Origin of the sequence: Corynebacterium spheniscorum (genome assembly GCF_900113445.1) — a bacterium.
GTDB lineage: Bacteria > Actinomycetota > Actinomycetes > Mycobacteriales > Mycobacteriaceae > Corynebacterium > Corynebacterium spheniscorum.
Genome location: NZ_FOPJ01000005.1, coordinates 59,995 through 82,831, shown reverse-complemented (window position 1 = coordinate 82,831; position 22,837 = coordinate 59,995). Strand labels below are relative to the sequence as shown.

Here is a 22,837-nt window from a genome sequence, read left to right as displayed (position 1 = left end):
GAAGGACGCACGCACTCCCACCACCCATATGGGAGCGAAGGAAAAGTACATATCCCCCATAGTCCACCTTTTTGAAGGAGCACCCCAGTCGTGAACGAGGCAGCGTCCACAGATCAGCGACCGCGCCCTGGCGCGCGTCGCCCCTCCGTCCCCAAGCCCGAACGCATTACCGGTGCCGAAGCCATTGTGCGTTCCTTGGAGGAACTCGGTACCGATCTTGTTTTCGGTCTTCCCGGCGGCGCCGTATTGCCGCTTTATGATGCGCTGCACGGTTCGGAGAAGGTCCGGCACGTACTGGTTCGCCACGAACAAGGTGCAGGCCATGCCGCAACCGGTTACGCCCAGGTCTCTGGCCGCGTCGGCGTGTGCATCGCCACCTCCGGCCCCGGCGCGACCAACCTGGTCACCCCCCTTGCTGATGCCCACCTGGATTCCGTTCCGGTGGTTGCCATTACCGGCCAGGTCGGCCAGAACCTCTTGGGTACGGATGCTTTCCAAGAAGCCGATATCCGTGGTGTGACGCTGCCGATCACCAAGCACAACTTCATGGTGACTAACCCCAATGAGATTCCGCGTGCGATCGCGGAGGCCTTCCACCTGGCCGCCACTGGTCGCCCCGGCCCGGTGTTGGTGGATATCCCCAAGGATGTCCAAAACGCCACCATGGATTTCCTATGGCCACCGCGGATTGATCTGCCTGGCTACAAGCCGGTTACCTCCCCGCATGCCCGCCAGATCGCTCAAGCGGTCAAGCTCATTGGTGAATCCAAGCGCCCGGTGCTCTATATCGGTGGCGGCGTCATTAAAGCCGAAGCTTCTGCCCAGCTCAAGGCTTTCGCTGAGTACACCAAGATCCCGGTCGTCACCACCTTGATGGCACTCGGCTCCTTCCCGGATTCGCACCCACTGCACATGGGTATGCCCGGTATGCACGGCACCGTCCCCGCCGTCGGCGCCATGCAGCGTTCTGACCTGCTGATCGCCATTGGTGCACGCTTCGATGACCGCGTTACCGGTGATGTGGATTCCTTCGCCCCTGGCGCCAAGGTGATCCATGCTGATGTGGACCCAGCTGAGATCGGCAAGATCCGCGCAGTGGATGTGCCCATCGTCGGTGATGCCCGCGAGGTGCTCCAAGCACTTCTGGCGCATTACCAGGCAACTGATCGGGTGGACACCCCGGATACCGCGGAATGGTTGAAGTACCTCGATGGTCTTAAAGATCGCTTCCCGCGCGGCTATGACGAACAAGAAGATGGTTCGCTCTCCCCGCAATATGTCCTGGAGGTTCTCTCCAAGGAAGTCGGGCCTGAAGCCATTTATTGCGCTGGCGTCGGCCAACACCAAATGTGGGCCGCACAGTTCATTGACTTCGAAAGCCCCCGTACCTGGCTCAACTCCGGTGGCCTGGGAACCATGGGCTATGCCATCCCCGCGGCCATGGGCGCTAAAGCCGGTGCCCCCGAACGCGAGGTGTGGGCCGTTGATGGTGATGGTTGCTTCCAAATGACCAACCAAGAACTGGTCACCGCCGCAATCGAAGGCTTCCCCTTTAAGGTCTGCCTGCTCAATAACGGCAACCTGGGCATGGTGCGCCAATGGCAAACCCTCTTCTATGAACGCAAGTACTCGCACACCAAGCTGCGCGATAAGGGCCAATACCTGCCTGATTTTGTTGCCCTATCGGAATCCCTTGGTTGCGTGGCTATCCGCGTGACAAAGAAGGAAGAAGTCCTGCCGGCCATCCAAAAAGCCCGTGAGATCAATGACCGCCCGGTGGTGCTGGACTTCATTGTCGGCGAAGACGCCCAGGTCTGGCCGATGGTGGCTGCCGGTAACTCCAACTCTGATATCCAATATGCCCTTGGCCTGCGCCCCTTCTTCGATGAAGAATCCGCCGCCGAACCGCCCGCCGAGATCGATGAAACCATCGACGCGCTCAAGGAGAACTAATGGCTGACACGACTGTTACTCGCAATACCCTGAGCGTCCTGGTGCAGGACGCCGACGGCATCATCTCCCGTGTCTCCGCAATGTTCACCCGCCGTGGTTTCTCGCTGGTGTCCATCGTGTCGGCAAAAACCGAGACCGAAGGTGTCAACCGCATCACCTTGGTCGTTGACGCGGATGAAGTCCGCATCGAACAGATCACCAAGCAGCTCAATAAGCTCATCCCGGTGCTCAAGGTGGTGCGCCTCGATGATGACACCTCCATCTCCCGCGCGATCATGTTGGTGAAGGTCAAGGCCGATAACGCCAACCGCCCGCAGGTGGTGGATGCCGCGAAAATCTTCCGCGCCCGCGTGGTGGATGTCGCGCCGGAATCGGTGGTCATTGAGGCCACGGGGCAGCCGGCCAAGCTGCGTGCCCTCCTGGAGGTGCTGGAGCCCTTCGGTATCCGCGAAATGATGCAATCTGGGCTGATTGCTATGAACCGCGGTCCGAAGAACCTGGTTCCCGCCCGCAACTAAGCCCGGGCGCCCCAACCCCCACAAGGCCAACCCCCAACCCCCAAACCACCCATAATCCCACATAGTGAAACCGTAGGGCCTAAAACACCCTGCGGTAACGCCCATAATCTCATTCTGTGATATGGTTTCTTGAGAAATTGGGAAACCCCGCTAACGGAAAGGTGTGTTACACACTCATGGCAATTGAAGTTCTCTACGACGCTGACGCCGACCTGTCCATCATCCAAGGTCGCAAGGTAGCCATCATCGGCTACGGCTCCCAGGGGCACGCCCACTCGCAGAACCTGCGTGAGTCCGGCGTTGAGGTTGTTATCGGTCTGCGTGAAGGCTCCAAGTCCGCGGAGAAGGCGAAGGAAGCCGGCTTCGAGGTCAAGTCCAACGCCGACGCCGCCGCATGGGCTGATGTCATCATGCTGCTCGCCCCCGACACCTCCCAGGCAGAGATCTTTAAGAAGGACATCGAGCCTAACCTGAAGGACGGCGACGCCCTCTTCTTCGGCCACGGCCTGAACATCCACTTCGATCTGATCCAGCCCCCGGCCAATGTCACCGTCGGCATGGTCGCCCCCAAGGGCCCCGGCCACCTGGTGCGCCGCCAATTCGTTGATGGCAAGGGCGTTCCCTGCTTGATCGCCGTGGATCAGGACCCCAAGGGCGAAGGCCGCGAGCTGGCCCTCTCCTATGCCGCCGCCATCGGTGGCGCCCGCGCCGGCGTCATCCCCACCACCTTCGAAGCTGAAACCGTCACCGACCTCTTCGGCGAGCAGGCTGTGCTCTGCGGTGGCCTGGAATTCCTCATCATGGCTGGCTTCGAGGTCCTCACCGAAGCCGGTTATGAGCCGGAAATGGCCTACTTCGAGGTCCTCCATGAGATGAAGCTCATCGTTGACCTGGTCTACGAAGGCGGCCTGGGTAACATGAACTACTCCGTCTCCGACACCGCCGAGTTCGGTGGCTACGTCTCCGGCCCGCGCGTTATCGACGCCGGCGCCAAGGACCGCATGCGCGACATCCTCAAGGACATCCAGGATGGCACCTTCACCAAGCGCCTGGTCGCCAACGTCGAAGGCGGCAACAAGGAGCTCGAAGGCATGCGCAAGGAAATCGCCGATCACCCGATCGAAGAAACCGGCGCTAAGCTGCGCGACCTGATGAGCTGGGTCAAGAACCCGCTCGACGAAACCGCTTAATCACAGCGCCCTAAAATTCCCCGGCCACCTTAGGTGGTTGGGGAATTTTTGCATTCTCGAGACCGTGGGGCAGGGGTGAGGAGGCGCAAGCTACCGCAGCCAAGGGCTGCGCTATGCCACGCCGGGTCAGTGGTTAGCCGCGAGTAGCGAACGAAATACTCCCTGACCTGCTTATCACAGGCCAGGGAAGAGCTCTGTAGCGAGCTCAGATAGCGGTATCGGGAGGAGATAGTTTCCGCTAGATCTTGGAGACTTTCTCGAGTGCGGGGCGCAGCTGCTCAAGAGCCCACTTCATGCTCAAAGCCGAAGGGTTATTCAGAGCCTGCACCAACACATGGTCACCAAATACCAAGGTGTCATTCTTTACCTGGGTGAGATCATCAAAACCTGGGATGGCATGGATCTCGTCCTCAGTGCCACTGACCGCGTAAATCACGCCGAAGTCAGAATCAATCGCCGAAATATTTTCCGCCGACACAATCGAACGACCCGAACCATTGTCCTTCAAGGTGGCAAAACCATCCGGAAGCTTCATGCCCAATTCCTTCAAGAAGGAGTTACCGGGCTCTTCCGGATCAATCACCACGCCAATGCCGCCGCGTTCCTTGGCGTACTGCGCAACAATGCCGCTCTTGCCTTCAAGTCCCGGAAGATCCTTCGCGGTTTTAGCGAAAAGCTCGTCATGTTCCTTGATGACCTTCGCAGCTTCTGCTTCCTTGTCGAAGATCTCGCCCAACGCTTCTGTACGTGGGCGCCAACCGCGCTCCGCCGGGGAAGCACCAATACCACCAATAATCGGTGCTACATCCTTGAGCGACCCATAGACATCCTGGTTCACCGTCCAGAAGTCACCGACGATGATATCCGGGTTGGCATTGGCAATTTCCTCGATGGGCAACTCACGGAAATTCGTCACTTCCACGAACTTCGAGTTCTGGATCTGATCCTTACGCCACGGCGACTCATTGTCGCGCTTCGCGCCCACCACCACATCAGGAACAACGCCCAAAGCAAGAAGATCATCAACTGCAGCCCCCATAGCCACGACCTTCTTTGGGTTCACGGGGTACTCATCTTCCCCCCACGCATGCTTGATCGTGACCGTCCCCGCGGCCTTTTCGCTGCTAGTAGCCTCTGCAGCAGCAGAACTTGCCGAGCTACTGCTTACGTTCGATTCGCTAGCGGGGGGAGGTGCGTCCCCCGCGTCTTTGGAACACCCGCTGAGCAGCACGCTCATTGCGGCGCCGACGGCAAGCGCCGACTTGATGGATTTCTTCATCAGATGGAACCTCTGTATTCCAGGTTGACTATGTTTCCTACACCACAATAAGGTTAGCCGAACCAATGTCAAGTTCCTGGGCGGAAAAGGTCAACTATGGAAAACCTCACGGCCCCCACGAGGCCCGGTACGCGCCGGTTTTTAGGGGTCTGTCTGCTGGCAGCGGGGGTAATCCTTGCGGGTATCGCCAGCCTCGCATTAGGTGCCAGATTCATGAGCTTAAGCGATCTCATCACCGCGATCCGGCCAGCGTGGGAAGCTCTCCATACCCGCACTACCGGCGGATCCGATGGGGAAGTCATCGCCATGCTCCGCGTCCCCCGCACCGTGATATCGCTCTGCGCGGGAGCCGCACTAGGAGTATCAGGTGCCCTCATTCAGGGGCATACCCGCAACCCTCTCGCGGACCCCGGAATCCTCGGGGTGACCTCCGGTGCGGCCTTCGCCGTAGTCTTCGGATTCACCTTCCTAAGCGTGGAGTCCACCTCCGCTACCGCCATCGCCGCCTTCATCGGGGCGCTCGCGGCGGCCGCAGCGGTTTTCGGTATTGCCGCTATGGGGCGAGGCTCAGTTAATCCGCTGAGTCTCATCCTTGCCGGTGCAGCACTATCAGCGCTTTTAGGCTCCATGACCACCGCATTGGTGCTTGCAGATGCCCGCACCATGGACCGCATCCGCTTTTGGACGGTCGGATCCGTGGCTCGAGCGACCCTCGATACCGCCTGGGTATTAGGTCCTATCATGCTGATTTTCGTGGCGATTGCGCTGAGCACCGGACCAACGCTCAACGCCCTAGCTTTAGGCGAAGAATCTGCTTCCGGGCTAGGGGTTAATGTCACCCGGGCCCGCATTATCGGATTGGTGTTAATTTCTCTTTTAGCTGGAACCGCCACTGCCGCAGCCGGCCCCATTGCCTTTGTCGGCCTGGTCGTTCCACATATAGCTAGAACCTTCACTGGGCCGGATAACCGCTGGATATTACCGCTTTCAGCACTTGCCGGGGCACTCATGCTCACCATCGCCGATGTGCTCGGAAGAATCATCCTGTCCAGCGGCGAATTAGAAGTCGGCATTGTTTTGGCCTTCATCGGAGGCCCCTTCTTCATCGCCTTTGTTCGCCGAAAGAGGCTGCTATCCCTATGACCTCAACCTCGACTTTCACCCGCACTCACTACACTGGGCGAAGCACCGTGGAAATCGGGCGAGTATCAATGAGCTGGAAACCTCGGGTCATCAGCGTATTCCTACTCATTAGTGCGCTTACCTTCCTCGTGTTGATACTGGCGCTCGCCCTCGGGAAATACGAGATCACCCCCATCCACGTGGCCAAAACCCTCTTTGGTGGAGGAACCAAACTAGACCACACCATTGTGGTAGAAAGACGCCTCCCACGTGGCATCCTCGGCATCCTCATCGGCTATGCCCTGGGGATAGCTGGTGCTTTAACCCAAGCCACCGCTCGCAATGCTCTGGCCAGCCCCGATATCCTCGGCATCACCCAAGGAGCTGCCGCCGCAGCTGTCACCGTGATCGTCTTCAACTCAGTTTTTGGTGGGGCAGTGTGGGGTAAGGCCTTATCTGAGGGGCTGAGCGCTATCACCCTTCCGTTGGTGGCACTGCTCGGAGCACTCATTACTGCAGCACTGATTTGGGTGCTGGCCTGGCGAAAAGGTGTGGACCCGTTCCGGCTAGTGCTCATCGGCATCGCACTATCGGCAATTTTGCATGCCTATGTCATGCTGCTGATGGTTACCGCCAATATTCGAGACGTAGGTGCTGCTCGAGTATGGCTATCTGGATCGCTCTCAGATAGTAAATGGCCCGATTTACGTCCCGTGATTATCGCATTGATCGTTGTTCTGCCCGTCGTGGCGTGGCTGAGCTTCCAACTCCATGCCATCGTTTTGGGCAGCCAAGCCGCATCCGGGTTAGGTGTATCTCACCAATGGGGACAAGCCCTTCTGCTACTTGCTGCAGTCGTATTATCTGCAGCCGCCGTCGCCGCTGCCGGCCCCATCGGCTTTGTCGCCTTTGTTGCACCCCAAGTTGCCATGCGATTAGCCGGAACCCCCACCCAACCATTACTCACATCCGGTGCCGTAGGCGCACTATTGGTGACCTTCGCAGACTTGATCGGTCGAAGCGCATTGCCATGGGAAGTCCCCGTAGGCCTGGTTACCTCAGCTATTGGCGCACCCTTCCTTATCCATCTCCTCATCCGTGCAAACCGGAGGACCAACGCATGACCGTCCCCACCATATCGACTAGCACCGCGCTGGCAGCTCACAACCTCCACGTCGCCTACGGTGAACACACAATCTTAGAAGACCTCAGCGTTACTCTTCCGGCAGGCGAAGTCACCGCAATCATTGGGCCGAATGGTTGTGGTAAATCCACCTTGCTCAAAGCACTCTCGCAATTCTTGCCCTCTCAAGGACAACTAACCATCAATGGGGAAGATGCCCGAGCACTTAGCCGACGTGATCTCGCCCGCCGGCTTGCGGTTCTTCCTCAATCGCCCCAAGCCCCCGATGGTATTACCGTCCAAGATCTAGTTTCCCGCGGGAGGCACCCGCACCAATCCTGGTTTAGGCAATGGTCTTCAGCTGATTCGGAAGTAGTCGATGCCTGCCTGGAAAAAACTGGAGTAAAAGAACTAGGCGATCGCCCGCTATCTTCACTTTCTGGAGGTCAGCGCCAACGCGCCTGGCTTGCGATGGTGCTTGCCCAAGACACAGATCTTTTACTCCTTGATGAGCCCACCACCTACCTGGACCTGGCTCATTCTGTAGATGTACTGCGCCTAGTGCAGACCATGAAACAAGAAGATGGCCGCACCATTGTGATGGTGCTGCATGATCTCAACCTAGCCGCGCGCTTTGCTGACCACCTGGTGGTTATGGGCCCAGGCAGGGTAGCGGCAACCGGCTCAGCCAAAGAGATTCTCACCCCAGAGCTACTCGCCGACACCTTCGGGTTAGAAGCGGGGGTGCTTACCGACCCTTACCACGGTGGGCCGCTCGTGGTGCCACGCTAACGCAACCCGCCGTTCCATTTTCAATAAGGACGGTACAGATCAGGGAAACTGACACAAATGTTCACCTACGTCTGAGTAAGTATTTATTGACGATCTCTCGGTCGGTTTTTCTCCTCGAGTCGCTGAGGTGCACGTTCAAGAAAAACCCTTGTTGAAATTGGTTCCCCCATTCAACAGTGATCGGCGAGCCGAACTTTTTAAGAAAGGCCGCCCTATTCATTTTCAATAAGCTTGCAATAGGGAGCAAGGCAGCGTAGCTTGAGTGGCATGAATAACGCAGATGCCCCTACCCATAAGCACGCCGGGGAAGCGCACGACCACCATCACCATGACCATGATCATCACGGTCACGATCATGAGCACGGTGGATTAGTGCACTCGCATGCCCCGAGCTCCTTAAAGGCGCTGGGCATCGTATTAGTCATGACCGGCACAATTTTCTTCGCCGAATTAATCGCTGGTCTTATCTCTGGATCCCTTGCTCTGCTATCGGACGCAATGCACATGCTCTCCGATGCCACCGGGTTGATCCTCTCCTTCGTGGCTATCGTTATTGGCCGCCGCGCCGCCGACCGCCGATCCACCTACGGCTATCGCCGCGTAGAAGTGCTCGCCGCACTCATTAACGCACTAACCGTTTCCCTCGTTTGCGTGTGGATCGTCTGGGAAGCTATCCAACGCTTCCGTCACCCCGATGAGATCGACACCCGACTCATGCTGACCGTCGGCATGATCGGCTTACTTGCTAACGCCATCTCCGCCTGGATTCTGGTTCGTCGCCAACACGACAGCCTGAATATGAAGGGCGCTTATCTCCATGTCCTATCGGACCTTCTCGGCTCCTTCGCCGTGATCGTGGCCGGACTCATTATTAACTGGACGGGCTGGCTCATCGCCGACACCATTGCCTCGCTGATTATCGCGGCACTGGTTCTCCCACGCTCCATCCGTCTGCTCATGGATACCCTCGATGTGCTCCTTGAACGCGCACCGCGCCGGGTTGATATGCAAGGCCTGGAAGAAAAGCTCACCGAGCTTCCCGATATTCAAGCAGTCCATGACCTGCACGTATGGACCACTGACGGCACCCGTCTGCTCGCCACCTGCCACCTCGTTGTGGCTGATGAAGGCTGCGCCCCCGGTGAACACTGCCGGATCCTAGACGCAGCAGATGCGGTTTTCGCAGCGCATGGTATCGATCACTCCACGATCCAGCTAGAAACGCCGCTCCATATTGAACACGAGACCGTCTGCTAAGAATCAGGTCCATGCAAGCGGGAGGGAAACGATGTTTGTTTCCTCCCGTTTGTTTTTGAAAAAGCCTGGTTGCTGGGCTGAATTGGTGAAAGAATCCGCCGGAGGGGGAGTACTGGGTGGCGCGAATGTCCGATCACAGGTCTATCATCACAGGTATGGGTTTCACCACGCCGAGCTACGACCTACCCGACCTCTTTTCCCGCGTTGATCGCGGTGAACTACAGCTACCTGACTTCCAGCGCTCCTACGCTTGGGATGTTGACCTCATCAGGGCGCTAGTAGTGACCGTGCTGCGCGGCTATCCCATCGGCTGCCTCATGGCCCTGGATACCCGCAATGAACCAATGCGCTTTCGCCCACGGCCCCTAGTCGGCGCCCCGGATACCGGAAGTAACCCTGGGCTCCTCCTGCTTGATGGCCAACAACGCCTCACCACCTTGTACCACTGCTTCCGCGGCGACGGCACCGTGGACTCCGTAGATTTCCGCAGCAAGAAAGTGCGCCGCACCTTCTACGTGGATATCCGCCGCGCAGTCTCTGGCAAGGACGTTATGCCCGATGAAGCAGTATTTTCCGTGGAGCCTTCCGGCGAAGTGCGCTCGCACTTTGGCCCGAAGATCCCCGAGGGAATTAACTCCTATGAAGACGCCCTGCGCAATGGCTGCGTCCCAGTAGCCCGCCTACTTGATGGCCGCGCCACTGACCTGCTCTTCGATCTAGCGGCCACCGCTGATGAAGAATTGGCTCACGCCATCAAGGAGTTCCAACGCCGCATCGTCGCCCCGCTTTCTGGCTACACCGTGCCGGTTATCCGCATCGGGCGTGAAACCGCCAAGTCCGGCGTGGGCTCCATCTTCGCCCAAGTAAACTCCGCTGGCCTGCAAATGGATGTTTTCGAGCTCCTTACCGCGGTCTTCGCTGCCGAGGATGAGGACTTCCACCTGGCCCAACACTGGGCAGAAACCGAAGCTATTCTGCGTCAATACCCGGTTTTGGATGCTGTGGATCGCACTCGCTTCCTCATGGCCGCCAGCCTTTTGGTTACCGGTCGTCGTGGGCGTGCGGCTGGTCAACGCGAAGATATCCTGAACCTCAGCCTCAAGGACTACCTGGAGGCCTCCGAGGTGCTTCGGATCACCTTCGTCGAAGCCGCAGTCTTCCTCAACCAGCGTTGCTTCCTCAAACCCGAACATGTGCCTTACCCGGCTCAGCTGGTACCGCTGGCTGTTATTTTGGCGATGCTCGCCGATACTCCCGCCGCACTAGCTACCACCCAAGGCTGGGACCTGCTCAACCGCTGGTTCTGGTCCGGTGTTTTCGGTGAACTTTATGGCTCCCCGGCGGTCACCATCCGTGCTGCCCATGATGTGGACCAAGTCTCTGCCTGGATCCGCGGTGAAAGCGATGAAGTACCCAAGACCGTGGCGGATGCATCCTTCACCGAATCGCGTCTGCTCAGCATCGGCGAGAACTCCGGTGTCTATAAGGGCATTGTCTCCCTGTTGATGGCCCGTGGTGCGCGCGATTGGCGTACTGGTCAAACCTTCGACCAGTGGAGCTACGACGCCCTGGAACCGGTATTCCAGCGCATCTTCCCGGCGCACTGGTTACATGAAATGGGTGTTGATCCGATCCTCGCCGATAGCGTGCTCAACCGCACCCCCTTGGGTGCTCGTACTCGAGTGATGATGGAAAATAACTCCCCGGCGCGCTACTTGCCGCGGATCCAATCCAAGTCCCTGCTCGATGATGAAGAGTTCGATGAGCTTCTCGCTAGCCATGAAATCACCCCGAAGCTATTGCATAGCTGCGATGCCTTAGCGTTCTTCGCGGATCGTCGCGAAAGGATCCTCGGGATGGTGGAATATGCGCTAGATAAGGAGGTCATCCGCGATGTTGATGATAGTGACCTACGCGGTGGCGATGAGGGCCCAAGCGCCTTTGTAGAATGATTCACCAACCCGTGATTTATTTCTGATTCGCCCATCCAACGCGCGCACCTACGAAATCGTGGGTTGCGCGCGTGCTGCTATGTCGAAAGGCTAACTGTTTAGACGTGTCTTCTCGCTCGAGTCGCGCCCTGATTGCTCTCCTCCTTAGCTGCAGCACCGCCCTAGTAGCGTGCGGTGAAAACTCACCTAAAGATTCGCAGGACCCTCAGGCAGCCTCTTCACCCAGCCCTGCCGGACCCTATGCCGAAGCCCGCTCAGCAAACCAAAATCGCAATGTGGATCCACGCTTCCCAGCTAAACCCACCGTTATTCCTGATGCCAATGGTTTAGAGTCCGCGAAGCTCTTCTTCGATAAATCCGATACCGCAGTCATTAGCGCCGGAGATGAAGAATCCCTCATGCGTGCCGCATCCATCGCGGTAACAGCCCACGCGCCGGTATTCCGCTATGACTCAGAGCAACGCGCTGAACTCCTTGCGGCCCTAGAAGAGCTGGGAGCAAAAACCATTTTGCTGGTAGGCGAGGTAGAGATCGCCGCAACCACGGGCGAGCGCACCTTCATCCAAGACCCCGGCACCACCGAGGCGCTGACCCAACTCACCGCCACTCACTTTGATGCGCAGTCTTATGAGAACCCGGTCAAAGCAGTTGCCGAACTAGGCAATGACCCGACCTTGTTGAGCAATAGCCCAAGCACCGCCGCCCCGGATAAAGATGCCATTAAGGAAGCCAAGAAGCTACCTGCTTTCCCCATTCAATCGCGCCGCGACGCTGATGCCGCGCCGGTCGTGATTGCTTCCCCGGAATCCGACATTATTGATGTCGCCAATGCGCGTAGCTATGGCGCCGAGGTCCGCTTCATGGACTACGCCGATCCCCGGCTCAACCACGACACCATGGACATGGTCGCCGGGCTAGCCGATAAACCCTTACTCGCTTTAGGTTCGGCCTTCGGTAGCGGCGAGCTACTGGCGGATAAGATCCGCCTCGGCGAAGAGATCACCACCGAGCTTCCCGGCGGTGGCGGCTTAGTCTTCCCCGGGCGCCGCATGATTGCGCTCTATGGTCACCCCACCGGCCCCGCACTAGGCGCAATGGGGGACCAAGACCCAGAAGCCACGGTCGCCCGGCTTAAAGATATGGTCGCCCAATACCAGCCCTTGGAATCCCAACCAGTTATTCCGGCAGTAGAAGTCATGGTCACCGTGGCGAGCGAATTCCCCGGAGAAGATGGAAATTATTCCAATGAATTCCCCTCGGAACTAGTTGAGCCTTATATCGACGCAGTTGTCGATGCCGGGGGTTATGCGGTTATTGATCTCCAACCCGGCCGCTCCACCTTGTTGGAACAAGCCAAGCTCTATGAGGACCTCCTCTCGCGCCCCAATGTAGGCCTCGCCCTGGACCCCGAATGGCGCATCGGTCCAGATGAAAAGCCCTTGCAACGGGTGGGACATGTCGAAGCCCAAGAGGTCAATGAGGTCTCTGAATGGCTCGCTAACCTGGTGCGGGAAAAGAAACTTCCCCAAAAGGCCCTCATTTTGCACCAATTCCAGGTACAAATGCTGCGCGATCGCGAACAGATCCGCACGGATTATCCAGAATTGGCCTTTGTTCTACATGCTGATGGTCATGGAGTGCCGGAAGAGAAGTTCGACACCTGGAACGTGCTTCGCCAAGGTTTAAGTCCAGATTTCTTCATGGCCTGGAAGAACTTCTATGACGAAGACAGCCCAACCTTCACCCCGGAGCAAACCTACGCCGTCGAGCCACGCCCCTGGTTCGTCTCCTATCAGTAGGTACCCAAGGTTGGGGGCACGAATGAAAATTATGCAGTGCAATGAGTAAGATGAGCGGGAAAACCGCCCAACCTCTTTCAGGAGAACGCTCACGTGAGCAGTCGTCGCCCCGTAGTACTCATTGCCGATAAACTTGCCCAATCCACCGTGGACGCTCTTGGCGATTCCGTCGAGATCCGCTGGGTGGATGGGCCCAACCGGCCCGAACTTCTAGCCGCAGCCCCGGAAGCCGACGCTATCTTGGTGCGCTCCGCCACCACCGTCGACAAAGAAGTTCTCGACGCCGCCCCCAACCTCAAGATCATTGGCCGCGCCGGTGTCGGCCTCGACAATGTCGATATCACCGAAGCCACCCAGCGCGGCGTCATGGTGGTCAACGCCCCCACCTCCAATATTCACTCCGCTTGCGAGCACGCCATCACCTTGCTGTTGGCCACCGCCCGCCAAATCCCCGCCGCAGACCACACCCTGCGCGAAGGGGAGTGGAAGCGTTCCTCCTTCAAGGGCGTGGAAGTCTATGGCAAAACCGTCGGCATCGTCGGTTTCGGACACATCGGGCAGCTCTTCGCCCAGCGTCTCGCCGCCTTCGAAACCACCATCATCGCCTATGACCCCTATGCCAACCCGGCTCGCGCAGCGCAGCTCGGCGTAGAACTCGTCGAACTCCCTGAACTCATGGAGCGCGCCGACTTCGTCACCATCCACCTGCCCAAGACCCCAGAAACCGCCGGCATGTTCAATGCTGAGCTCCTGGCCAAGGCAAAGCCCGGCCAGATCCTCATCAACGCAGCCCGCGGTGGCCTGGTGGATGAAGCAGCTCTGGCCGAAGCCATTAAGGAAGGCCGCATCCGCGGCGCCGGCTTCGATGTATACGCCAGCGAACCCTGCACCGACTCCCCGCTCTTTGGGCTCGAGCAGGTTGTTGTCACCCCGCACCTGGGCGCCTCCACCGTCGAAGCCCAAGACCGCGCCGGCACCGATGTGGCCGCCAGCGTCCTGAAGGCCCTTAACGGCGAGTTCGTTCCCGATGCCGTCAACGTTGCCGGCGGACGCGTCAGCGAAGAAGTTGCCCTGTGGATGGAACTCGCCCGCAAGCTCGGCCGCCTATCCGGTGCCCTGCTGGGCCAAGCCCCAGTCGCCATCGAGGTCGAAGCCCGCGGCGAACTCTCCACCGAAAACGTGGAAGGCCTTGGCCTTTCCGCACTCCGCGGCCTCTTCTCCGCAGTCATTGAAGAGCCCGTCACCTTCGTTAATGCCCCGCGCATCGCTGAAGAACGCGGCGTTGACCTCAAGGTCTCCACCGCCACCGAATCCACCACGCACCGCAGCGTCCTCGAGGTCACCGTCATCGGTGCCGAAGGTGCCCGCGCTAGTGTCATCGGTGCGCTCACCGGCCTGGACCGCATCGAAAAGATCGTCCGAATCAATGGTCGCGGTGTGGATATGCGCGCCCACGGCTTCAACCTCTTCCTGCGCTATAAGGATCTGCCCGGCGCGCTCGGCAAGGTCGGCACTCGCCTCGGCGACGCTGACATCAATATCAATGCCGCCGCCTTGACCCCAACGGATGCCGATTCCGCCACCCTCATCCTTCGCCTCGATGGCATCGTCCCGGAGGATCTACTCGAGGATATTTGCCAGGTCCTGGACGCCTCCGCGATCCAAATCGACCTGCATTAGTCTGAGGGGTATGAACTTCCCCCACCTCCCCGAAGGCGATGGCACCTGTGCTATCGCCTTCGACTCATCTCCGGAGCTTTCCACCGCCACCATCGTCTGGCGCACCGCCATCCACCGCGCCCGCTATATCGAGGCGCTGTCCCTGGCCAATCTCATCAACTCCTCGCACCCTTGGCCCATCGCCATGATCGTGCCCGCCAAGGACCTCGACGCGCCCGGCATCAACCCCGAGGACTACGTCGCCGTCGCCCGCCTCGTGCACCCCGGCACCCTCAACGATGAGCAGCTCCACGGTTTCGCCACCGCCGCCATTGAGGCTGCCAACATCCTCGTGCGCACCATGACCGAGGGGCTCGATTTACCCATTCGCGACGCGGGATTCCCCTCCCTCGCTTCACCTTCAGGACTGGGCTTTACCCGAGATCGGGTGGAAAAGGTTTTCCGCGCGCGTGGGTTGGCAGAGGTACCTGCAGACAACGCAACACAGATGCTCAATTTATCCTTCGCCGGAACCCCCGTCGATATTCCCTACGGTGATCCCAGCACCGCCCATGTGCGGGTCATTGCCCGCGTTCCCATGGAACCAGATGCCGCCCGCCTGGTGGACCTATGCAACCGCGTCAACCTCAATGAATTATCCGAACCCACCGGTGCCGCCGTCTGCGTGATTTTCCGCGATGACCAGTGGTGGGCCGCCGCCGAATTCGCCGCCCCATGCCGTGCCGGATTAAGCGATGAGCAGGTCGACCAAGCCGTCCGCTTAGGTGTGGTGGGGGCCGCAACCCAATTGCGTAGCGTCCTGCATCGCATCTGATAACCTAAGCCCTAGGACCATCAGGTGAGAAAGGAATCCCAAAATATGAAACTCGCGGTGATTGGTGGCGACGGGATCGGCCCCGAGGTAACCAAAGAGGCCCTCAAAGTCCTCAAAGCAATCCACCCGGACTTAGAAACCACCGACTATGACCTCGGCGCCCGCCGCTACCTGCGCAATGGCGAACTCCTCACCGAAGATGATCTCGCCAGCCTGCGCGAACATGACGCCATCTTGCTCGGCGCCATCGGCGCCCCAGGTGATGTCCCCCCAGGAGTCCTCGAACGTGGCCTGCTGCTCAAAATGCGCTTCCAGCTCGATCACCACGTCAACCTGCGCCCCTCCACCTTGTATCCCACCGCCGTAAGCCCCCTGGCTAACCCCGGTGAGATCGACTTCGTCGTGGTCCGCGAAGGCACCGAAGGCCTCTATTGCGGCAATGGGGGAGTGTTACGCGAAAACACCCCGCATGAAGTCGCCAGCGAGGTCTCCCAAAACACCCGCTATGGTGTCGAACGCGTGGTCCGCTACGCCTTCGACCTCGCCCAATCCCGCCGCAAGAAGCTCACCTTGGTCCATAAAACCAATGTGCTCGTCAACGCCGGCGGACTTTGGCAGCGCACCGTCGATGAAGTCGCCTCCGAATACCCAGAGGTCTCCGTAGACTACAACCACATCGACGCCGCCACCATCTACATGGTCACCGACCCTTCCCGCTATGACGTGATCGTCACCGATAACCTCTTCGGCGATATCATCACCGACCTCGCCGGCGCAGTCACCGGCGGCATCGGCCTTGCCGCTTCCGGAAATATCGACGCCACTGGCACCAACCCCTCCATGTTCGAGCCAGTCCACGGCTCCGCACCAGATATTGCCGGCAAGGGAATCGCAGATCCCACCGCCGCCATCCTCTCCGCCGCCATGCTGCTTCGCCACCTCGGTGAAGAAGATAATGCGCAGCTCATCGAGAAGATTGTGGCCGAAGATGTCTCCGCCCGCGAAGAAACCACCGTGAAGACCACCGAGGTTGGAGATCGCATCGCTAAAAAAGTTAAGGAAGCAAAAGCCAGCGCCTAAGGGGTGTGACCCCGTACACTTCAGGCTATGAAAGCTGAGCTTGATGATGTCCTAGACTTCCTCAACAACTGCGAGCCCTTCGCGCACTTGCCGGAAGACACCCTAAGAGAACTCCCCGCGACTATGGACATGCACTATGTCCGCCGCGGGGAGACCATTATTGCCACCGGCCAACCCAATGAGCAGCTTTATCTCATTCGCTCCGGTGCCGTCGACGTCCTCGGCCCCGAAGACATCCTCCTCGACCGCCGCGACGCCGGACGCTCCTTCGGTTACTCCACCCTGGTAGGTGATGGAGTCAACCAAACCAGCGGCTACACCATGATCGCAGTAGAAGACTCCCTGCTGATCACCCTGCCCAAAGCAGAATTCCAACGCATCGCCAAAGACAACCCCGATGTCGAGCGCTTCTATTCCACCCAATCTCGTCGCATTAGCGCCGCCGTAGACCAATTGCGCGAAAACTTCTCCGGCGAAATCCTGCGCACCAAAATCAGCGAAGTCATGGTGGAAGACCCCATCTGCATCTCCGCTGGGCACAGCATCCAAGAAGCCGCCCAGCTCATGCACCAAAAGCGCGTCTCCAGTCTGCTGGTCACCGAAGGCGAAACCCTTAAAGGCATCCTCACCGACCGCGACCTTCGCTCCCGCGTACTCGCTGTCGGAGTAGACCCACACACAGCGCTCTCCGAAATCATGACCGAAGCGCCGCGCACCATCACCCCAGACACCTTGGCATTCGAAGCCATGATGTTGATGGCCGAATACTCCATCCACCACCTGCCGGTCGTTGATGCCCAAGGCGCCATCCAAGGCATTGTCTCCACCCCAGACATCATGCGCCTACTGCGCCACGACCCGATCTACCTCACCGCAGATCTATCGCGACGCAGCACCCCAGAAGAACTCCGCGACTCTCACCAACGTGCCGCACAAGTGGCCATGCGCTTTATTGACCGTGGCGCTAGCTCCGCGGAAACCTCTACCATTCTTAGTACCGCCGCCGATGCACTATGCCGCCGCCTCGCCGTATTGGCAGAAGAAGAACTCGGCCCACCCCCAGTGCCTTATGCATTCGTGGTGCTTGGTTCCCATGGTCGCCGAGAGATGGGTTTCGCCAGCGACCAAGACAACGCCCTGGTGATCTCCAATGAGTACCGCGAAGAGCACGCCGAATACTTCGCAGCATTTTCCGAAAAAGTCTGCCACGGCCTCGACCACGCCGGCCTCGTGCTCTGCCCAGGCGACATGATGGCCATGAACCCCCAATGGCGGATGACTGCCTCACAGTGGGAAGACACCTTCCACCAATGGGTGCGCGCCCCTGAACCAGATGCTTTGCTGCACGCCCAAACCTTCTTCGACTTCCGCCCCATCTACGGCGATGAAGAACTCGCCAACGCCGTCCACAAACACGCCGTCGACATGGCAGTCTCCGCCCGCCGCATGCATGCACACCTAGCCACCTTGGCTGCTACCCGCGAACCCCCGTTGGGCTTCTTCCGCGGCCTCGTGGTCGAGCGTTCCGGTGAGTACGTCAACACCTTGGATATTAAAAAAGGTGGCACCGCAGCCATCGTCCAAATGGCGCGACTCTTCGCGCTTACCGAAGGCATCGACCTGCTGGGTACCCGCGAGCGACTTGAAGCAGTTGCGGGAACCAAAGCTGTGTCCCAACGCGGCGCAACTGATCTCATCGACGCCTTCGACTACCTGCAAACCACCAGCTTTAAACACCAAAGCCGCCAATTGCATGCCGGTGACACCCCGGACTATCGCATCGATCCGAATAGCTTGCCGCGGATGGAACGCGAGCATCTTCGCGATAGCTTCCACATCATCAAAGCCATGCAATCCGCGCTGGCCACAAAGTATCCGGTAGGAACTATCGCATGAGGTTCTTTTCCAAACGAGCCCCCGAAGGACCACTACGCGACTACCTCGAAGCAGATAACCCTGGTCCCCGCACCGCACTGCATGAACTCAACCTCCTAGCAGTCGATGTGGAGACCACGGGGTTAGATCCCAAGCGCGATAGCCTGCTGAGCATCGGGTGGGTTGCTGTTGATGGCGCTGGTACCGCGGATTCCCCAGCCGCCAAAATCCGCTGCGGTCAAGCTGGGCACCGCTTACTCCTCGGCGCATCCGTGGGGCAGTCCGCCGTGATTCATGGGCTTACCGACGATGCTTTAGCGGATAAAGGGGTGGCGGTAAAAGAAGCGTTGACCGAGTTATTAGAGCAGTTAAAAGGCCGCGCATTGTTATGCCACTTCTCGGCTATTGAAACTCAATTCCTCTCAGCGGCCTGCCAAGAACACTTCGGCGCCGCCTTGAAAATCCCCGCGGTGATCGACACTTTCGCCATCGAACGCCGCCACATGGAACGCATGAGCACCTACCCACGTGGAGAAGACCTGCGCTTACCTCGGGTACGGGAACGCTATGGTCTTCCCGTTAATCATCGCCGCCATGATGCACTCAGTGACGCGCTGAGCTGTGCCGAATTGTATTTAGCCCAATTAGCGCACACCAAAGCTCGAACAGTGAAGCAGCTTGCCAACCCCTAATTACCTAAGTTGATTACCCCCGTGGCGTACGATGTTCCGCATGCGCTTTGGAAGAATTGCCACCCCCGAGGGAATGTGTTTCTGCGTCATTGAAGGCGAAGAGCCCAATTTGATTGCCAAAGAAATTGAAGGCACCCCATTTACTGACCCCGTGTTTAGCGGCCGCGAATGGCCACTCGCCGACGTCCGACTCCTTGCCCCCATGCTGCCGGGCAAGATCGTCGCCATCGGCCGTAATTATGCCGACCACGTCGCCGAAGTCTTTAAAAAATCAGCTGAACACCTACCACCCACCCTCTTCCTCAAGCCCCCAACAGCGGTCATTGGGCCAGGCGCAGCCATCCGTATCCCCGAGTTCGCCACCAAGGTCGAATTCGAAGGTGAATTAGCCATGATTGTTGGCCGCGCCTGCAAGAACGTTAAGGCCGCGGATTGGAAGAGCGTGATCCGCGGGTTCACCATCGTCAATGATGTGTCCTCGCGTGACCTGCAATTTAAAGATGGCCAATGGGCCCGCGCTAAAGGCATTGATACTTTCTGCCCGCTGGGTCCTTGGATTGAAACCGATATCGACTCCATCGACACCACCAACCTGCCGATTAAAGCCCATCTCACTCACAAGGGTGTCACCACCATTAAGCAGGACTCCAACTCCAACCAGATGATCATGAACCTAGGGGAGATCATCGAGTTCATTACCGCCTCGATGACCCTGCTGCCCGGCGATGTGATTTGCACCGGCTCACCTGCCGGTACCGAAGCCATGGAGCCCGGTGATTTCATTGAGATCGAAATTCCGGGTCTCGGTAAGCTCGGTTCCCCCGTGGAAAGGGCCTAAAGCCCCAGCGAACGCATAATGGTGCGCAGCTTCGCCGTGGTCTCCTCATACTCCTCAATGGCGTTGGAGTCCGCGACGATGCCGCCACCCGCCCAGGCGCGGGCCCAATCGCCAGCAACCTCGGCGCAGCGAATCGCCACCATATATTCACCATCACCATCACGATCACACCAACCCACCGCCCCGGCATAAAAGCCGCGGGCGGATTCTGCTGTTCGGATCAAAGACTCCGCAGCATCTGTTGGAGTACCGCAAATAGCCGGTGTGGGATGCACCAGCACCGCCAACTCCAAGGCATTCATATCCGCGCGCTTCAAAGTACCGCGAATCGGAGTAGCCAAATGCCACATCTCATTGGTGCGCGTTAATTCCGGGTGCTTAGCAATACTGAGCTCCGAGCACACCGGGACCAATAAGCGTTGCAGATGATCCACCACATAACGGTGCTCAGCCAAATCTTTTTTACTGGTGCGCAATTGCTGCGCGACCACCGCATCACGGTCACGGTCTGGATGCCGCGCTGCAGAACCAGCCAGCGGGTACGCGGTTACCTGGTCGCCTTGGCGGCGTACCAATACCTCCGGGGAAGACCCCACCAACATATGGCCTTCATACTCCGCGCCGGCAGGGGAGAGGTCCGCAATGAAACCATCGCGGTGGTAGGAATTATCAATCAGCCGCGCCGCCACCAGTCGTGGATCCACGCGCTCAGAAAAAGCAATATCAACCGCTCGCGCCAGCACCACCTTGTCTAAGCGCGAGGTACGGATTGTGGCGATCGCAGCATTGACGCGATCAAGGTGTTCATCTGGTTCCGGATCCATCCCGCTAACGCGAGCATGCAAGATACTGCCCGGGCCCTGCCGATAATAAGAGTGCGGCTCCAGCGGGCCTTCTTCGCGAACAATTTTTTCCGGGATGGTTAATGCTGCAGTTTCACTGCGGTCAAAAGGCAGTGCCCCGACCACCATCTCGGCCTCCCCTTTATGCAGGGCATCCACAGCATCCCATGGGTCTTTAAAGCTCCCGAGGCATCCTTGAGTACGCACCGAGCCATGGGCTCGAGATAGCAGGAAGTCGGGGGCGGTGGCAGGGGGCCGAACACACATGGTCACCCAGTCTATCTCTACTCGCTACTATGAACGACATGACTGATGTTCGCGTACGATTCTGTCCCTCCCCAACGGGAACGCCACATGTTGGCATGGTGCGAACCGCACTATTCAACTGGGCCTACGCCCGCCACACCGGCGGCAAACTCATTTTCCGAATCGAAGACACGGATGCTGCCCGTGACTCCGAAGAGTCCTACCAAGCGATTATTGACTCGCTGACCTGGTTGGGCCTCGACTGGGACGAGGGGGTAGTCAAAGGCGGACCGCATGCACCCTATCGCCAAAGCCAGCGCATGGAGATCTACCAAGATGTCCTCAACAAGCTCATCGAAGCTGGGGAAGTGTATCCGGCCTACTCCACTGCCGAAGAAGTCGAAGAACGTCACCGCGCCGCCGGCCGCGACCCCAAGCTCGGCTATGACAACTACGACCGCAACCTAAGCGAAGAAGAAATCGCAGCTTTTAAAGCCGAAGGCCGCAAACCTGTGTGGCGCTTACGCATGCCCGACCAAGATTGGGTCTGGGAAGACCTGGTCCGCGGACATATGGAATTCAAATCCTCCACCCAACCGGACTATGTGGTGGCGCGCTCCAATGGGCAACCGCTGTATACCCTGGTTAACCCCGTCGATGATGCGCTCATGGAAGTCACCCATGTGCTGCGCGGTGAAGACCTACTTTCTTCCACCCCCCGCCAATTAGCGCTCTATGAGGCTCTTAAGCGCATCGGTGTAGCCAAAGAAACCCCACAATTTGGGCACCTGCCTTTCGTCATGGGCGAAGGCAATAAGAAGCTCTCCAAGCGCGACCCCCAATCCAACCTCTTTAACCACCGCGATGCCGGCATCATCCCCGAAGGGATGTTGAACTACCTGGCACTGCTGGGCTGGTCGCTTTCTGCTGATCGCGATATTTTCGGCACCGAAGAACTCATCGTCAACTTCGATGTGGCTGATGTGCTCGGCAACCCCGCACGCTTCGATCAAAAGAAGCTAGAAGCCATCAACGCGGATCACATTCGCCTGCTCGAAAAGGATGATTTCGCCGCACGGCTTCGCGCTTACCTCGATGAGTACACCGACTTCGGTGAATACCCAGAAGATAAGTTCGCGATCGCCGCCGACCTAGTCCAAACCCGCATCAAGACCCTCGGTGATGCCTATGGGCTGATGAGCTTCTTGGTGACCCCCGATGAGGAACTCACCTTGGATGAAAAATCCGCGCGTAAGAACCTCAAGGAAGATGCCGTCGAACCGCTCACCGAAGGCATTGCCGCACTAGAGGGCATTGCAGAGTGGAGCACCGCGAATATTGAGGCTGCTTTGTCCGGGGCGTTGATTGAGCGCCTCGAGCTCAAGCCCCGCAAGGCCTATGGTGCGCTGCGGGTCGCTATTTCCGGGGCGGCTGTCTCCCCGCCGCTTTTTGAATCCATGGAGCTTTTGGGCAAAGAATCCACGCTGAAACGACTGCGTGCTGCATTAGCTCAAACCCCCTGGGAAAATTAGTGACTACCTGCAGATTTGTAAGGCACTAGCCCTGCGGTTATAGTAGTCAGCGTTGCACAGCACGAAATGCTGTCGCAGCGATGGCCTATGGTGTAATTGGCAACACAACGGTTTCTGGTACCGTCATTCTAGGTTCGAGTCCTGGTAGGCCAGCTGTGGTGCTTTACACCACTGCGCCCCGTTCGTCTAGCGGCCTAGGACGCCGGCCTCTCACGCCGGTAACACGGGTTCAAATCCCGTACGGGGTACAAAG

Annotated in this window: 18 protein-coding genes and 2 tRNA genes; 18 read left to right on the top strand and 2 right to left on the bottom strand. The window is 58.5% G+C overall.

Going from position 1 to position 22,837, the window contains the following annotated elements:
* Nucleotides 1-90 precede the first annotated feature (90 nt).
* The 3 genes from BMZ01_RS05360 (at nt 91) to ilvC (ending at nt 3,661) form a co-directional block, all read left to right on the top strand.
* Nucleotides 91-1,953 (top strand): acetolactate synthase large subunit, encoded by a 1,863-nt coding sequence (locus BMZ01_RS05360; protein ID WP_092285218.1) that lies wholly within the window; start codon nt 91-93, stop codon nt 1,951-1,953.
* Entirely contained in the window at nt 1,953-2,471 is a 519-nt protein-coding gene (gene ilvN, locus BMZ01_RS05355; protein WP_092285216.1) for an acetolactate synthase small subunit, read from the top strand. The genes BMZ01_RS05360 and ilvN overlap by 1 nt, the downstream gene beginning before the upstream one ends.
* A 176-nt stretch (nt 2,472-2,647) precedes the next feature.
* Nucleotides 2,648-3,661: a ketol-acid reductoisomerase gene (gene ilvC / locus BMZ01_RS05350; protein WP_092285214.1), complete on the top strand. Its 1,014-nt coding sequence runs from the start codon at nt 2,648-2,650 to the stop codon at nt 3,659-3,661.
* Nucleotides 3,662-3,899: 238 nt separating this feature from the next.
* On the opposite strand, the gene BMZ01_RS05345 is transcribed toward ilvC, so the two are convergent.
* On the bottom strand, nt 3,900-4,940 hold the full coding sequence (locus BMZ01_RS05345) for an ABC transporter substrate-binding protein (protein ID WP_092285212.1): 1,041 nt from the start codon (nt 4,938-4,940) through the stop codon (nt 3,900-3,902).
* 96 nt (nt 4,941-5,036) lie between these two features.
* Here BMZ01_RS05345 and BMZ01_RS05340 point away from each other — a divergent pair, with 96 nt between their 5' ends.
* From BMZ01_RS05340 to BMZ01_RS05285, 12 genes are all read left to right on the top strand, one after another.
* Complete coding sequence (locus tag BMZ01_RS05340; protein WP_092285210.1) at nt 5,037-6,083, top strand: FecCD family ABC transporter permease; 1,047 nt, start codon at nt 5,037-5,039, stop codon at nt 6,081-6,083.
* Nucleotides 6,080-7,186: a FecCD family ABC transporter permease gene (locus tag BMZ01_RS05335; RefSeq protein ID WP_092285208.1), complete on the top strand. Its 1,107-nt coding sequence runs from the start codon at nt 6,080-6,082 to the stop codon at nt 7,184-7,186. Before BMZ01_RS05340 ends, BMZ01_RS05335 begins: the two co-directional genes overlap by 4 nt.
* The gene (locus BMZ01_RS05330) at nt 7,183-7,977 is read left to right on the top strand and encodes an ABC transporter ATP-binding protein (protein ID WP_092285206.1); all 795 of its coding nucleotides are present in this window, start codon (nt 7,183-7,185) and stop codon (nt 7,975-7,977) included. Before BMZ01_RS05335 ends, BMZ01_RS05330 begins: the two co-directional genes overlap by 4 nt.
* A 267-nt stretch (nt 7,978-8,244) precedes the next feature.
* Nucleotides 8,245-9,234, top strand: a complete 990-nt coding sequence (locus BMZ01_RS05325) for a cation diffusion facilitator family transporter (protein WP_092285204.1) — start codon at nt 8,245-8,247, stop codon at nt 9,232-9,234.
* Between the two features lie 155 nt (nt 9,235-9,389).
* On the top strand, nt 9,390-11,186 hold the full coding sequence (locus BMZ01_RS05320; protein ID WP_092285202.1) for a GmrSD restriction endonuclease domain-containing protein: 1,797 nt from the start codon (nt 9,390-9,392) through the stop codon (nt 11,184-11,186).
* Between the two features lie 104 nt (nt 11,187-11,290).
* A complete protein-coding gene (locus BMZ01_RS05315) occupies nt 11,291-12,985 on the top strand; it encodes a hypothetical protein (protein WP_092285200.1) in 1,695 nt (564 codons plus the stop codon).
* A 93-nt stretch (nt 12,986-13,078) separates the two neighbouring features.
* Complete coding sequence (gene serA / locus BMZ01_RS05310) at nt 13,079-14,665, top strand: phosphoglycerate dehydrogenase (protein ID WP_092285198.1); 1,587 nt, start codon at nt 13,079-13,081, stop codon at nt 14,663-14,665.
* 10 nt (nt 14,666-14,675) lie between these two features.
* Complete coding sequence (locus tag BMZ01_RS05305; protein WP_177180072.1) at nt 14,676-15,479, top strand: YbjN domain-containing protein; 804 nt, start codon at nt 14,676-14,678, stop codon at nt 15,477-15,479.
* A gap of 45 nt (nt 15,480-15,524) precedes the next feature.
* Nucleotides 15,525-16,559 (top strand): 3-isopropylmalate dehydrogenase, encoded by a 1,035-nt coding sequence (locus BMZ01_RS05300; RefSeq protein ID WP_092285194.1) that lies wholly within the window; start codon nt 15,525-15,527, stop codon nt 16,557-16,559.
* 27 nt (nt 16,560-16,586) lie between these two features.
* Nucleotides 16,587-18,455: a DUF294 nucleotidyltransferase-like domain-containing protein gene (locus BMZ01_RS05295; protein WP_092285192.1), complete on the top strand. Its 1,869-nt coding sequence runs from the start codon at nt 16,587-16,589 to the stop codon at nt 18,453-18,455.
* On the top strand, nt 18,452-19,126 hold the full coding sequence (locus BMZ01_RS05290; protein ID WP_092285190.1) for an exonuclease domain-containing protein: 675 nt from the start codon (nt 18,452-18,454) through the stop codon (nt 19,124-19,126). Before BMZ01_RS05295 ends, BMZ01_RS05290 begins: the two co-directional genes overlap by 4 nt.
* A gap of 40 nt (nt 19,127-19,166) precedes the next feature.
* The gene (locus BMZ01_RS05285; RefSeq protein ID WP_092285393.1) at nt 19,167-19,964 is read left to right on the top strand and encodes a fumarylacetoacetate hydrolase family protein; all 798 of its coding nucleotides are present in this window, start codon (nt 19,167-19,169) and stop codon (nt 19,962-19,964) included.
* Here BMZ01_RS05285 and BMZ01_RS05280 read toward each other — a convergent pair.
* On the bottom strand, nt 19,961-21,073 hold the full coding sequence (locus BMZ01_RS05280) for an isochorismate synthase (RefSeq protein WP_092285188.1): 1,113 nt from the start codon (nt 21,071-21,073) through the stop codon (nt 19,961-19,963). The two genes, BMZ01_RS05285 and BMZ01_RS05280, sit on opposite strands and share 4 nt — an antisense overlap.
* Before the next feature lie 38 nt (nt 21,074-21,111).
* Here BMZ01_RS05280 and gltX point away from each other — a divergent pair, with 38 nt between their 5' ends.
* The 3 genes from gltX to BMZ01_RS05265 all read left to right on the top strand — a co-directional run bounded on the left by gltX (nt 21,112) and on the right by BMZ01_RS05265 (nt 22,832).
* Nucleotides 21,112-22,584, top strand: a complete 1,473-nt coding sequence (gene gltX / locus BMZ01_RS05275; RefSeq protein WP_092285186.1) for a glutamate--tRNA ligase — start codon at nt 21,112-21,114, stop codon at nt 22,582-22,584.
* A gap of 81 nt (nt 22,585-22,665) precedes the next feature.
* Nucleotides 22,666-22,737, top strand: a tRNA-Gln gene (locus BMZ01_RS05270).
* Nucleotides 22,738-22,759: 22 nt separating this feature from the next.
* A tRNA-Glu gene (locus tag BMZ01_RS05265) sits at nt 22,760-22,832 on the top strand.
* Nucleotides 22,833-22,837: the final 5 nt, after the last annotated feature.